Source organism: Vibrio coralliilyticus ATCC BAA-450 (genome assembly GCF_000176135.1).
Classification (GTDB): domain Bacteria; phylum Pseudomonadota; class Gammaproteobacteria; order Enterobacterales; family Vibrionaceae; genus Vibrio; species Vibrio coralliilyticus.
In genome coordinates this window covers 215,925-228,611 of record NZ_ACZN01000018.1, presented here as the reverse complement: position 1 = coordinate 228,611, position 12,687 = coordinate 215,925, and the positions used below count along the sequence as shown (strand labels likewise).

Genomic DNA, 12,687 nt, shown 5'->3' with positions numbered 1-12,687 from the left:
AATTCTTCGCAGATACAAACACGTAGTTTGCTGATACCTTCCATTTTAATACATTACGGCAGATCGATGATTTCGTTAATGAAGTCATACTTATCTGACTCATATTTTGTTATCCAATGCGCACCCTGCGCTGGCGCAGAATCCAGTGTAAACAAATAGAAGTCGATGCCTTTGTCACCCATAACTCGGGTAAAGTATGTGGCCTGTTTACGGTGGCTTTCGTCCGTGTAAGGAATCTGCTTAGCGGATTTTTTTAAGTCATCATCAAACCAGCTATGAACTCCTATTTGCTGAGCCATTTCAATCCGACCTACATCACTGGCTCGCTCCAGAGTACGCTTGTTCCCTGCAGCAAAGAGGTCTGTGCCTCCAGAGAATACGGAGCCATTCTCAGTGACCAACGTATTCATATTGTTGTCTTTGATCAGCAAGCCTGTATACATATTGATGTCGTCATCCGCGCTACCACCAATATGGCTGTCAAATACCATGGTCATTGGTGTTCCCTGATATTGATCCACTATTGATTGTAATTGAGTGAAAGTAGTCACACCTAATGTCGACTCAATACGTTGTTGGCAATGACCACCGCACACTGCATCATTATAAAAGTCATCAAATGCAAACGATGTTTTTATCTTTACTTCTGCTGGCGTCACAATCGGAGTCAAGATGGTAGAGCCGATCATCGTAAGGTACTCAAGTGCCTCTTGGTGATACTCCAAGCGCAGGGTTTTCATGCCCAATTGTGTTTGCGATTCCACCAAGCTTTTGTTCGAGGACACTGCAATTTTCTTGGGGCCACAATCAAAGCTATCAAGTTCATTTTTATCAGAGTAAATAAGGCACCTTGCATCGGCATCTGACATGTCATCAATCATTAAAGTGACGGTTTTTCCTGATACACTTTCTAGTTGCACTAACGTATCCCGACCATACTCATCAGCGTATTTTATCTTGGAGTATGTTTGTCCTTCATAGGTTAGTTGCATAGAGCTAAGTATTGGTAACCTCTCTGCAAGCAATTCTGCACGCTCCTGAGCACTAAACACGTAATCGGCCTTAGGCTTATCTTTTACAAGCGATTTAAACATGGAGTCTGAGCTGACCCCAGCTAGCGTCACCATTGGAACGGTTAGTAACGTGAGCAGTTTTATATTCATATGCATTCCTGTTGCTAATTAATAATCAGGAGCAATATAAATGGATAAAATGTAAGTTACTGTCGGTGATATGTAGTCTTTATGTAAGTTGATGTTTTACTAGATAAATGGAAACACATGAATGGTGATAGTAAAAAGCACCGCTCATAAGATGAGCGGTGAAAAAGTGGAGCTTCCAATCGCTATAGCCTTGGATGAAAGCATGTAACATGATTGGCGACATAGCATCTGCCTGATTGCCAAGAGCAAGATAACCGTGCGATGTTTCAATCCGATGGCTGAAAAACTTCAGGAAAATGACAATGCATCGTGTCTATGCGTTAGGCGAAAAAAAGGCTCATGACTGAGCCTAGAAACTTTCATAGAAAGTGATCGTAAGGTGTCTTCAGGATATTTCCGTTCAACATATTCACCATAGCCATAGCCTCATGAATAACAAAAATATCATTAGCTTTGCATGTGAACTAACCCGAAGTAAACCTGTTCACAAATCATTGCTCTACGTGAAGATGAGAAGTGGTTAAAAGTTTAGAGTTTCGTCATTAAATTGAATTTGCAATGGTACATCTTGTTGGCTAGGAGCTTAGATAAGCCAGAAAATGACGTTCTGTCGAGGATGTTGTCGAACTAGGGGGCCGAAACGAGTACAGCTCTAAACAGACATGCTTAAAGGTAAAAATAAAAAAGAACCGGCTCATTAAGAGCCGGCCTGCTTACCCGAAACAGCAAACGTAAGGCACTTGGATTATTACCAAGGCCCGCTTACAGTAACAAATTCATTTTTTTATGAAAGCCGTCACAGTGCATCTCTGTGAGGCTCGTTCAGCAAAAAGCTTGGCATATAGACACTTGAATCTATATAAGTCGATTAACGGTCATTTATATAGAAATAATCTTTATGTTTTAATCACAATCAATACTTTAAATTTTTAAAATGAATCGATCAAAGTTTTAAATTCAATTACTTATATGCATAATCATTAATAATATAGCAATAATCCAAAGTTAATACATGTAAGACCAGTTAGTGATATAAATACTTATAATTGAGAAGTTAATCCCAAAACTTTTTTCATCAAACTCGTAAATGAAGCTCTAGTCAAACAAGCCAATGGTGCGAATGCCGTGCCACATAATATTGCTAAAGAGGTTAATCTTATGTTGCATTTTTAGCAGGTGCATAACTGGAATGATCGCATTACTGTTAAAACTAGGTTCACCAACCGTTACATAGTGAGGTCAAGATGAAAGTACTAATTCAATATACTCAAACTGGTAAATACCGTGATCAAGCTTGGGAAGCATATACACTAAAAGCTAAAGGCGATGTTCATGCTGTCACCCCTTCATACGCGGCACAGCTCATCAAACAAAACAAAGCAAACCTGTTTACGACGGACGACTCTGATATCGTTATCGAATCATGATAAAAAAGAAGCTCTCAACGACAGCGCTGAGAGCTTCTTTTTTATTAACATGAACAAACAACTATTTTTGCTTCATGAATGCCACCGCTAGCCCAGATGCAATGAAAGTGGCTCCAGCCCCTAGATTCATTGATGTCACAAGCTTAGGTTTACGATGAAACCAATCTGAGAGTTGAAATGAAAAAACACCCATTAACGAAAAACCAAATCCGGTAAGTACAGCAAACCATACTCCATAACCTATCATTTGTATGGTGACTGATCCCAAATCGGGGTTAACAAACTGCGGGATAAACGCTAACACGAACATGCCAGGTTTTGGATTCAACGATGCAGACAAGAATCCAGTCGAAAATATCACTTTCAATGGTTGTTTTTTAGCTGGTTCCAACGTAAACAACTGACGATTTCGAATAACCTTAACGCCCAACCATATCAGGTAACCTGCTCCAACCGTTTTGACAATGTAAAAAGCTAACTCTGAAGTCTGAATTAAGACGGTCAAACCAAATGTTGCAGCCAAGACGTGAAACAGTATACCTGTACCGGAGGCACTACCTGATACCACAGCAGCTAACTTTCCTTGGCTTAACCCTCGCCCTATTGCCAGCAAATTATCTGGCCCAGGAGATAAAACGAGCACAATACAAGCAAGTGTGTAAGTTACAAAGACATCCATCGGAAACATTACTTATGACTCCTTTGGTGCGAATTGTTCAAAAACCTGTTGCGCGGTCATCTTATGAGATCCTGAATTCAGCTCATAGTAACCTGGCTTCTCATCAACAAAGATTTCGTTTTTAAGTGAAAAACGATGTTCTTGGAACAAGCCCACCGACAAAACGTATTCATCACCAGGTATAAGATAATAGAAAAGATGGGTACCACAGGTGGAACAGAAACCTCGCTCTGCCCATTCCGAAGATCGATAGCGTTTTATCGAGTTTCCGGAAAACTGAACTTTCGAGTGGCAATGTATTGCATGTAATGGTCCACCACTCCATTGTCGGCACATATTGCAATGACACAAACTGACTTCATGTTCTTCCTCAGCCTGCACTTCAACAGAACCACACAGACAAGTACCTTTCATTATGCATACTCCCTCAAATCAATAATGACATTCATCACTTTAATAAAACCTGAGAGATAATGTGCAAACGTAATCATAACTCGTGTGTAACATCACGGAATAGTACTTTCAGCTTTCTACTGGCTGAATTTGTCGGAGGTAACACTTTGAGCCTTCAGTAAGTTATGGCTAACCTATTTACAGATTAGCAAATATTTTTAGTTATAGTGCTTTAGAAGGCATACTATTTAGCCTAAGAACTTAACTCAATGCGCCCTGGATGACTGCTGCGAATGGCCTTTAATGCATCAGGCGGCATTTGTACGTTAGCGAACCAAAAAGGTTTATGTTTCTCGACAAATACGTTGCTACGCTCAAGAGCATCGTATATCGAGTAAGCCTGAGCTTGAGCCAATGCAACACCATAAGGGCTCCTCTCTAACATCGGAGTATCTTCCAAATCTTCTAAGAGAGCATTTTTTAAATGTACGTTTGTAGGTGACCAATCTATAAACTCAACGACTTTACGCGTTAGTGATTTTTCTAAGCCAATAATAACATCAGGGAGAATGCTCATTATTGGCTTAATTTCTGCGCAAGCGTAATATTCTTCACGAAGATTTTTATCACGATAGAACTGCATTCGCTCAACCAATGCATCCTCAAACATCATTGGAAAGTTGTTCACTATGGCAAACTGGCTAATAGTTCGTAAAGTGCCAATTGCTACCCCCTGTTCTGGCGATCTGACTTCGGCTTCTTCCAAGCGAAATCGAGTAACATTTGCAGTCAAAATCATATGCTGCCATAGCTTAGGGGCAATCAGTTTGGTAGTAGGCTCATCCCATCTGAGTAAAGGCTTAACCATTAGTATTGGAAACAGAATTCGGCTATTGTCGATCCCTAGAAGTCCTATCGCCATCTTCGTGTCGGTAAAACTCCTTACAGATTTTCCGAGGCGGGCACAAAACTTGGGATTCTTACCCAGTTCGAAAAGATTGTTTTTCAGTTGGTTATCGTTTACGGCTAAAACGTCAAGTTTGCTGTAACTTACCGAAGGCGAATAAGCAGTACTCAAAAAATATGAAAAATCGGGAAAACGTCCAAAGAGCTTTAAAACCTCCAGCTCAGATAGTTTGTCCATCATTCTATTAATAGCGGATTCTGAAATGTCCCCGATTACGTTTTCATGTATCTTTTGCCTTTCTTCAGCCGCTTGACGCCTCTCCTCGACTTTACTGCTTTCACACTCGAGTAGCAGCCGCTGGTTTTTCATTACGCGCTCTTTCTCGTTAAGGATCACTGTATCGCAAAACTCGCTCTGACGACTAAGCACAGAATCTACATCAGACTGATCAAGCACATACTTTATACTTACCAGCCATTTGGCATAACGTTCTCTAGTCGATGCCGCAATTTTGCTCGCAAGCTGATTAGCCTCTTCATTGTATTTCTTATTAGTGAGTAACAAGTGTAAAAGCTCTGCTCTGGGTGATAGATGTAATACTAGTACAACATGCCGCTCCATTTACTGATATGCCAAAAAATGAATGAATAAAAACCACTGCCTTTGTAAAAGAAAAGCCCCCAGTAATTAGCTGGGGGCTTTCTAGGTGTAACTGATCTTAATGTGCTTTCTTTTTGCCTTTAGAGCGAAAGCCTTGATGTGGAAATACGTTTCTTATCCGTTGCTGCACTTTCTTAGGAACTTGCTTTGAAAAAACCAACTTGGAACCTGTGCGTTGCTGATAGACTTTCAGCTCACCATCAAAAGGATCGCGCTCTGCAATATCTAATATATTGTGGCGAAAAGTTGGAGGAAAGTGCCCTTTTTCTTTGGTGATGTGCCCAGACTTAAACTGAACACGCAACACTGGCCTATCAACCGCCACTAACCAGAATACAACAATTGCAGCAACCAAAATCACGTAAAGCATACATGCTCCTTAGTCTAGTAACTTACTCAAATCCTCTTTGAGGCTATTGACCGCTTTGCTGGCTTTCTCACTGCGTGATGCTTCAGATAGCAAGTATTCAATGGCATCAGACAATGTACAGCCCAGTTCGTTTGCGCGAGTCGAAAGCTTCTCCCAAACGCGATAATCCAAATCGATTGATTTTTTCTTGGTATGGATTTGCTCCGCGTTAAAATGGCGCTTACGCTTAGCACGGATGGCTTGCTTGAGCTTATTATCCAACTCAAGCGACATATGCTGCTCAATCCACTCCAACACTTTTGTTGGCTCATGCTCTAAATGGCGCAATTCATTAACCGCGGCCTCTGCTTCACTCGTATCAACATACCGAGTTATCGCCTCTCCATTTTTCCATTTACTGATGAGATACGTCCACTTCCAACCACATTCTAAATTTTCAAGTTGTTGATATTTCATTGTAAGCAGTTTCCATTCAATTTGGGTGACAGCGTAACTCAGCATCACATTAGTTACAATCTTTATTGTAGAAAAATCGACCTAGATCATCACATTAAATTCGCTATGTCATACTTAGCCGTTTTTCTATATAATTTCTGACCTTTTCAAGTACATGAATACTGTTAATGATCCAAGAAAGCTGGCGTGCAGTCACTCCACAATACACAAGTTATGACGATGTAATATCGAGATTTGAAAGCCTACCCGATGTAGGTTTTCTCGACGTTCAGCCTCGATTAAAACAAGCCTTATCTACCTTTGCTGCTATCAAAGGTTTCGCCAGAATTCTCGTTGTAAACTCGCCAGATAACGCTTTCTACCGTTCTAATGTTAAGCGTAGTTTATCTTTCGTTTCTGACAGTAACGTCATTTCCACAGAAAGCATCAACATAAACGAACTTCTTGGTACCTATTCGTGTAATAAATCTGGCGAAATTATCGCGCACAAGAAAGGATTGTTAGCCAAAGCTGATGGTGGATTCTTGATCGTTTCCGCTAATATGCTTCTCGCTAACCCAAGCAGTTGGCCTGTATTCAAGTCGGTTTTTCTAGGTGAGAGTGTTAGCCCAATCAATACGACACCACGTAATATTGCTAACGATATTCCAAGCAACTCTTATGACGTAAAACTCGTTGTCGTTGGCGACAGAGATCAGATCGCTGACCTAGAATACATGGACGATGAACTTTATACTGGCTTAGCTTCTTATACAGAGATAGAGCACGAAATCACGTTAAGTGAACAATCCATCGAACTGTATTTGGGTTACTTGTCGTCTCTGTTAAAAGAACACCGCCTGCCAACTCTCTCTTCTGAGGCAATTCATAGATTAATGGTTGCAGGAGCTAGGTACACTGAAGATCAGCGCTATATGCCGATCGAGCCTTTGTGGTACCTATCAATATTTCAAGAGGCTTCACTTCATGCCAATGAGCAAGTCATTGATGAGAGTGCACTAGATAAGGCATTAGATGCAAAGTACCAGCGTGAGTCTTACCTACCCGAGCGCGCCTTATCAGACATATTAGATGGCCAGGTAATAATTGAAACTCAAGGTGAATGCGTTGGCCAGGTTAATGGTTTAACTGTCATTGATGTTTCCGGACACCCGCTTTCATATGGTGAACCAGCACGTATTTCATGTGTTATCCATTTTGGTGATGGCGATATTTCCGATGTGGAACGGAAAGCTGAGCTAGGTGGTAACCTCCATGCAAAAGGCATGATGATCATGCAAGCATTTGTCTCAAGCGCGCTTCAATTGGATGAGCCGTTGCCTTATTCGGCTTCAGTTGTATTTGAACAGTCCTATTGTGAGGTTGATGGCGACAGCGCCACACTCGCGGAATTGTGCTCTTTTGTGAGTGCCCTATCTGAATATCCAATTAATCAACAGATCGCAGTCACTGGTGCGGTAGATCAATTTGGTCGCGTTCAAGCAGTTGGTGGCCTAAATGAGAAAATTGAAGGTTTCTATCGTGTTTGTAAGCACCAAGGCTTTACAGGTAAACAAGGCGTCATCCTCCCTAAAACGAATCTAAAACACTTAGCCCTTCATAAAGATGTAGTAGAAAGCATTAAAAATGATGAGTTTCACATCTGGTCTGTCGAAACCGTTGATGAAGCAATCCCCATCATTATGGGCAAGCCTTTCCGCGGCGATGATGAAACAAGCGTGATTCATAAGATCGCAGAACGAATTGAAAACTTTGAAAAACATGAACTTCCTCAAGGATTTGTGGAGCGCATCAAAAACTGGTTCTCTTAGAACAAAGATTAGTCACATTTAGACTGATCGGAGTTGTTTGGCGTACACGTGTTCACTAACATGCTGCTATCAAAATTTGGAGTAATTGATAATGCAAAACAAACGTGATTCTTATAACCGCGAAGATCTACTAGCTTCAAGCCAAGGCGAACTATTTGGCCCAGGCTACCCTCAGCTTCCAGCACCAAACATGCTGATGATGGATCGCGTGACTAAGATGTCTGAAACTGAAGGTGATTTCGGTAAAGGTCTGATTCTAGCAGAACTCGATATTACTCCAGATCTATGGTTCTTTGATTGCCACTTCCCTGGTGACCCAGTAATGCCTGGCTGTCTAGGCCTTGACGCAATGTGGCAGCTAGTGGGCTTCTTCCTTGGCTGGGTTGGCGGTAAAGGTAAAGGCCGTGCTCTTGGTGTTGGCGAAGTGAAGTTCACGGGTCAAATTCTACCGACAGCGAAGAAAGTCACATATGAGATTCATATGAAGCGTGTTGTAAATCGCAAGCTTGTTATGGGCCTAGCTGACGGTCGTGTACTTGTTGATGGAAAAGAGATCTACGTAGCGAAAGATCTTAAAGTTGGCTTGTTCCAAGACACGTCTGCTTTCTAATTTGAAATACTTTTAAAAGCGACTCTCTTGAGTCGCTTTTTTGTCATCAAAATATTTAGTTATAGTGCGTTAAGCAACTAAACAAAAACCCCAATTGCTGGGGCTTTTGTTTGTTCCTTATGTCGTATGTGGATTGAGTCTTTTATTTGTAGAGACCAGAGTGTTTGTCTTCCCTGGCATCGCGCCAACCACCGAGCCAATAAGATCGAGCATCCATCTGTTGGTAAGGACATGAGTCCGTTGAGCGGCCGTTTAAGCCTGCTTTATAGCCTTGAGACTGAGCTCTTTCTAAGCGGTCACGCTTTTGTCTCTTCATAGTGTCGTCCTCATACATAAAGTTTTTCTAACGTACTACTATTAACTTTTTGTGGAGCTTTTATGACTCCACAATTAAGAATCGATCAAAAATCCGCCTTTCTCAAGGTATAAAAAAGGCACAGATCCAAAAATGTGAACCTGTGCCCTAGATTAAAATTTAACCTATTTTCTACGGAACCCTAAGAAACCAAGTAGAGTCAGAGCTAGGAAGCCCAGTGAACCACCTTGGCGATCAACTTTGTCTTCTTGAGTTACAGGGCGAGCTTGGATGTCAGAAGCCGTTGCACCATTAATAGGAACAAGTTTAACTGCGACGATCTTTTCTGAGCCGTCTATACCACCATTACATTTTGAATCAATAGCCGTAGTTTCATATCCACCTGAACAATAAAGAGCAGTGCCCGAAATTACACCCGAATCGTTAATGTCCGTCGCATCTATAATACGAAATTGGTTGTTTGTCGATGAGCTACTACCATCATTTGTAAGATCATCTAAGTACCAAGCTCTGTTATTCAGAGGAGCTTTCGCATTTGAGCTTAATGGCGCAATGAATGCTCTTTGAGATCTAGGCTTACCACCACCGCTTTCCTGATGGGTTTGGTTGTCTATCGCCCCGACAGCCTCGTCGTTATTATTGATAGCACCGGCTTTACCATTTGCGCCAGAGAAGAATATTGAGCCGGAGAATTCACTGTAACTACTATTGGGATTAGCAGGGTCTGTTATGTAAAACAGACTGTTTGCATAAGCACCATTTAATGGCGTCGCATACTTGACTTCACCTATCGCAATACCATTGGTATTTATCGAAGTCAGAATAGAGTTAAGATAATTACTTTCATTTTGGAATCGGCTCACAAAGCTAGTTGATATGCTATCCAAGTCAGTCAAATTAAAGACAGCGGCGACCGGCTTTTCATCTGAATCAGAGTTGTAACCTACAGCATATGTGGTACCTGATACATCAGCCAGATCACGTGCACTCCCTTGTGGCATGCTGCGTCCATCTTCACCTACATCTGAAACCCAATTTATACGTTTTAAAGTACTACCGTTCCAAACAGCTCCATAAGAATAATAGTCGTTCGTATTGTTGGTTGACTGCTTAGAAACGCTACCTACATAAAGACTGCCGGATTTAGCCCACACTTTGCTCTGATCATAACCAGTCGAATCTAGTGATGTGTCCGAATATGCAACGGTGCGGTTTTTCAGACTTCCACCATAATAAGTACCGATCGCATCTCCAGTGCCAGACGCAAAACTATTTACAATCACATTATTTTCAGCGCTCTGGACTTGAGATGATCCACTTTCAATATACGCCATTGAATTGTTTACAGTAGAGCTTTCTCGAGCATATCCGTTGGTATATTGATCTGTAGCCCAATCATCGCAAAGAGTACTATTGTAGCCTAAATAGCTACCACAGTAGCTAGTAAAACCATCATAACCCTCTTCTAATAGATCATAACCAAACTCGTAGCGAAACGGTGCTTCATCTCGATAGTTAAAACCTTCGTAATACAACTTTTCTTCATAAGCAATTTGCGAAGTCGTCTGAGTACAGGCATTTCCCCAACAATCCGTGCTTCCAGGCTCGATAGCTACGCCATATGTTTTGGCATTACCATTGACCACCGGTTGGTAATCATAAACATTATATATTGCGGCGTGCGCCCCAAAAGAAGCGGCTACGGCTAATGTAATGGACGATAGTTTAAAGATTTTACTACTCATTGTTTGTTAACTTTCCTGTTGCATTGCTTCGAGCTCTTCCCAGCGTTCGAAAGCAACTTCAAGTTCCTGCTCTACCGCAGAAAGCTTATCTAAAATCGGTTGTGTCTGCTCTACTGGCTGAGAGAAAAAGTCAGGGTTGTTCACCTGCTCTTGCATTGATTCTATCTCAGCTTCCAATTCTTCGAGTTTTGCCGGCAGCACTTCAAGTTCACGCTGCAGTTTATAGGATAACTTCTTAGGCTTACTCTTTACTGGCGCTGTTTTGGGAGATTCCTCAACCTGTTTCTCAGCTTTAATTGGTTTTTCAACCGCACGAGCTTTCTTCGTTTGTTCACGTTGCTGCTGGGCATCGTGGTAGCCACCGACAAACTCTTCGATTTCACCTTCGCCCTCGAAAATCCAGCTAGTTGTCACAGTGTTGTCAACAAACTGGCGATCGTGGCTGACAAGCAACAACGTACCCTGATAATTGGCAAGCAAATCTTCCAAAAGTTCCAACGTTTCGATATCTAAATCGTTGGTCGGTTCATCGAGAACTAATAAGTTGTTAGCTTTTAAGAAGATACGTGCCAGTAAAAGTCTATTTTTTTCACCGCCCGACAACGCTTTTACCGGTGTACGAGCTCGCTTAGGTGCAAACAAAAAGTCTTGCAAGTAGCTAAGTGCGTGGCGTTGGCGTCCACCGACCATCACTTCTTGTTTACCATCCGCCAAGTTATCGATAACAGATTTCTCAGGATCTAAGATTTCGCGATATTGATCGAAATAAGCGACTTCGAGTTTAGTACCACAATGAAGTCGCCCTGAGTCTGGTACGATATCGCCAAGTAGTAATTTTAATAAAGTACTCTTACCACATCCATTTGGGCCAATCAGTGCGATACGGTCACCACGCATGATATTGAAAGAGAAATCCTTAACAATCGACTTACCTTCAATGTCATAATTGATATTCGTCGCTTCGAAGACAATCTTGCCTGAGCGTGACGCATCATCAATCTGGATATTCGCTTTGCCCTGTACTTCACGGCGATCGCTTCGCTCTTCTCGTAGCTTCTTAAGCGCACGTACACGTCCTTCGTTACGTGTACGACGAGCCTTAATGCCTTGACGAATCCAAACTTCTTCTTGAGCGAGCTTTTTATCGAATTCTGCATTTTGCATCTCTTCGACTCTTAGCATCTCTTCTTTATCGACTAGGTAGTTATCGTAGTTGCCTGAGAACGAAGCAAGTTTGCCGCGATCAAGGTCGACAATGCGCGTCGCCATAGATTTGATAAAGGCACGATCGTGAGAAATGAAGATAATCGAACCACGAAAATCTTTGAGGAAATTCTCCAGCCATTCAATCGTTGTGACATCAAGGTGGTTAGTTGGTTCATCAAGTAATAACACATCTGGATCGCGTACCAGTGCTCTTGCAAGTGCTGCTTTACGCTGCCAACCACCAGAAAGGTCGGTCAGTTTGGTGTGACCATCGAGCTTAAGCGCTGCGAGCACGTTCTTGATACGGTCTTCAAAGCGCCACGCACCAGAGTGTTCGAGGTTCTCTTGGATACGTGCAAGCTTATTGATGTTTTGCTCTGATGGATCGACCGCAATCAGATCGAGCTGATCTTGATAGATCTTCAAGTGCTCGCCGATTTCTGCTAGTCCACCAGCAACGTAATCAAACACTGTGCCTTCCTGATTGCGTGGTGGATCTTGCTCCAAGCGTGAAACGACAACATCTTGGGTAACCGTTAGTTTTCCATCATCAAGCACCACCTCACCGGCAAGCACTTTCATTAACGTGGATTTACCCGCGCCGTTTCTACCAACCAAACAAACACGTTCATTCTCTTGCAACGCAAAATCTGCATTGTCTAGAAGAGGATGATCGCCATAAGCCAGTAATCCGTTATTTATTGTTAGTAATGCCATTTTCGTTTAACCAAAGCTGTAATTGTTGTAAATCAAACGGCCAATTAAGCTCGTTACCTTGATAATTGAGCACCGGGATGGTGACACCGTAACGAGAAAACAATTCATCGTCGAAAGCGATATCGACAATCTCGACCTGATGAGAAATATTGAGCTGTTTTGTAAGGTTAAATGCCATCTCACATAGATGGCACCCTTCTGTGCTGTATAAAGTGATCACCTGTGAC

General features: G+C 42.0%; 13 protein-coding genes. 3 read left to right on the top strand and 10 right to left on the bottom strand.

Features of this window, described 5'->3' with window-relative positions; translation table 11 throughout:
- Positions 1-53: 53 nt before the first annotated feature.
- Positions 54-1,163 carry a hypothetical protein gene (locus tag VIC_RS20445; protein WP_006962171.1) on the bottom strand — a complete coding sequence of 370 codons (1,110 nt, stop codon included), beginning with the start codon at positions 1,161-1,163 and terminating at the stop codon, positions 54-56.
- Between the two features lie 1,244 nt (positions 1,164-2,407).
- Here VIC_RS20445 and VIC_RS20440 point away from each other — a divergent pair.
- On the top strand, positions 2,408-2,590 hold the full coding sequence (locus VIC_RS20440) for a hypothetical protein (protein ID WP_006962169.1): 183 nt from the start codon (positions 2,408-2,410) through the stop codon (positions 2,588-2,590).
- A 61-nt stretch (positions 2,591-2,651) separates the two neighbouring features.
- Here the strand turns inward: VIC_RS20440 and VIC_RS20435 are convergent, their stop codons facing one another.
- The 5 genes from VIC_RS20435 to matP all read right to left on the bottom strand — a co-directional run bounded on the left by VIC_RS20435 (position 2,652) and on the right by matP (position 6,055).
- The gene (locus VIC_RS20435; protein WP_039952383.1) at positions 2,652-3,278 is read right to left on the bottom strand and encodes a LysE family translocator; all 627 of its coding nucleotides are present in this window, start codon (positions 3,276-3,278) and stop codon (positions 2,652-2,654) included.
- A 3-nt stretch (positions 3,279-3,281) separates the two neighbouring features.
- Positions 3,282-3,683, bottom strand: coding sequence for a GFA family protein (locus tag VIC_RS20430; RefSeq protein WP_039952381.1), 402 nt, complete (start codon positions 3,681-3,683; stop codon positions 3,282-3,284).
- Between the two features lie 232 nt (positions 3,684-3,915).
- Positions 3,916-5,190: an HDOD domain-containing protein gene (locus VIC_RS20425; protein WP_006962161.1), complete on the bottom strand. Its 1,275-nt coding sequence runs from the start codon at positions 5,188-5,190 to the stop codon at positions 3,916-3,918.
- 97 nt (positions 5,191-5,287) lie between these two features.
- Positions 5,288-5,599 carry a DUF3634 family protein gene (locus VIC_RS20420; protein ID WP_006962158.1) on the bottom strand — a complete coding sequence of 104 codons (312 nt, stop codon included), beginning with the start codon at positions 5,597-5,599 and terminating at the stop codon, positions 5,288-5,290.
- Between the two features lie 9 nt (positions 5,600-5,608).
- Positions 5,609-6,055: a macrodomain Ter protein MatP gene (gene matP, locus VIC_RS20415; protein ID WP_006962156.1), complete on the bottom strand. Its 447-nt coding sequence runs from the start codon at positions 6,053-6,055 to the stop codon at positions 5,609-5,611.
- Between the two features lie 167 nt (positions 6,056-6,222).
- Here matP and VIC_RS20410 point away from each other — a divergent pair, with 167 nt between their 5' ends.
- Both VIC_RS20410 and fabA read left to right on the top strand, forming a co-directional pair.
- A complete protein-coding gene (locus tag VIC_RS20410; protein WP_006962154.1) occupies positions 6,223-7,866 on the top strand; it encodes a S16 family serine protease in 1,644 nt (547 codons plus the stop codon).
- 91 nt (positions 7,867-7,957) lie between these two features.
- The gene (fabA, locus tag VIC_RS20405; protein ID WP_004743352.1) at positions 7,958-8,476 is read left to right on the top strand and encodes a bifunctional 3-hydroxydecanoyl-ACP dehydratase/trans-2-decenoyl-ACP isomerase; all 519 of its coding nucleotides are present in this window, start codon (positions 7,958-7,960) and stop codon (positions 8,474-8,476) included.
- 142 nt (positions 8,477-8,618) lie between these two features.
- Here fabA and rmf read toward each other — a convergent pair whose 3' ends face one another.
- The 4 genes from rmf to VIC_RS20385 form a co-directional block, all read right to left on the bottom strand.
- Positions 8,619-8,792 (bottom strand): ribosome modulation factor, encoded by a 174-nt coding sequence (rmf, locus tag VIC_RS20400; protein ID WP_006962151.1) that lies wholly within the window; start codon positions 8,790-8,792, stop codon positions 8,619-8,621.
- 164 nt (positions 8,793-8,956) lie between these two features.
- Positions 8,957-10,537 (bottom strand): DUF3466 family protein, encoded by a 1,581-nt coding sequence (locus VIC_RS20395; protein WP_006962149.1) that lies wholly within the window; start codon positions 10,535-10,537, stop codon positions 8,957-8,959.
- A gap of 6 nt (positions 10,538-10,543) precedes the next feature.
- On the bottom strand, positions 10,544-12,460 hold the full coding sequence (locus VIC_RS20390) for an ABC transporter ATP-binding protein (protein WP_006962146.1): 1,917 nt from the start codon (positions 12,458-12,460) through the stop codon (positions 10,544-10,546).
- Positions 12,438-12,680, bottom strand: a complete 243-nt coding sequence (locus tag VIC_RS20385) for a glutaredoxin family protein (RefSeq protein ID WP_080555958.1) — start codon at positions 12,678-12,680, stop codon at positions 12,438-12,440. Before VIC_RS20385 ends, VIC_RS20390 begins: the two co-directional genes overlap by 23 nt.
- Positions 12,681-12,687 lie beyond the last annotated feature (7 nt).

Excerpts from the sequence above, each read along its gene's own strand:
- VIC_RS20445 (WP_006962171.1), bottom strand. The coding sequence starts at position 1,163 with ATGAATATAAAACTGCTCACGTTACTAACCGTTCCAATGGTGACGCTA.
- VIC_RS20440 (WP_006962169.1), top strand. The coding sequence starts at position 2,408 with ATGAAAGTACTAATTCAATATACTCAAACTGGTAAATACCGTGATCAA.
- VIC_RS20435 (WP_039952383.1), bottom strand. The coding sequence starts at position 3,278 with ATGTTTCCGATGGATGTCTTTGTAACTTACACACTTGCTTGTATTGTG.
- VIC_RS20430 (WP_039952381.1), bottom strand. The coding sequence starts at position 3,683 with ATGAAAGGTACTTGTCTGTGTGGTTCTGTTGAAGTGCAGGCTGAGGAA.
- VIC_RS20425 (WP_006962161.1), bottom strand. The coding sequence starts at position 5,190 with ATGGAGCGGCATGTTGTACTAGTATTACATCTATCACCCAGAGCAGAG.
- VIC_RS20420 (WP_006962158.1), bottom strand. The coding sequence starts at position 5,599 with ATGCTTTACGTGATTTTGGTTGCTGCAATTGTTGTATTCTGGTTAGTG.
- matP (WP_006962156.1), bottom strand. The coding sequence starts at position 6,055 with ATGAAATATCAACAACTTGAAAATTTAGAATGTGGTTGGAAGTGGACG.
- VIC_RS20410 (WP_006962154.1), top strand. The coding sequence starts at position 6,223 with ATGATCCAAGAAAGCTGGCGTGCAGTCACTCCACAATACACAAGTTAT.
- fabA (WP_004743352.1), top strand. The coding sequence starts at position 7,958 with ATGCAAAACAAACGTGATTCTTATAACCGCGAAGATCTACTAGCTTCA.
- rmf (WP_006962151.1), bottom strand. The coding sequence starts at position 8,792 with ATGAAGAGACAAAAGCGTGACCGCTTAGAAAGAGCTCAGTCTCAAGGC.
- VIC_RS20395 (WP_006962149.1), bottom strand. The coding sequence starts at position 10,537 with ATGAGTAGTAAAATCTTTAAACTATCGTCCATTACATTAGCCGTAGCC.
- VIC_RS20390 (WP_006962146.1), bottom strand. The coding sequence starts at position 12,460 with ATGGCATTACTAACAATAAATAACGGATTACTGGCTTATGGCGATCAT.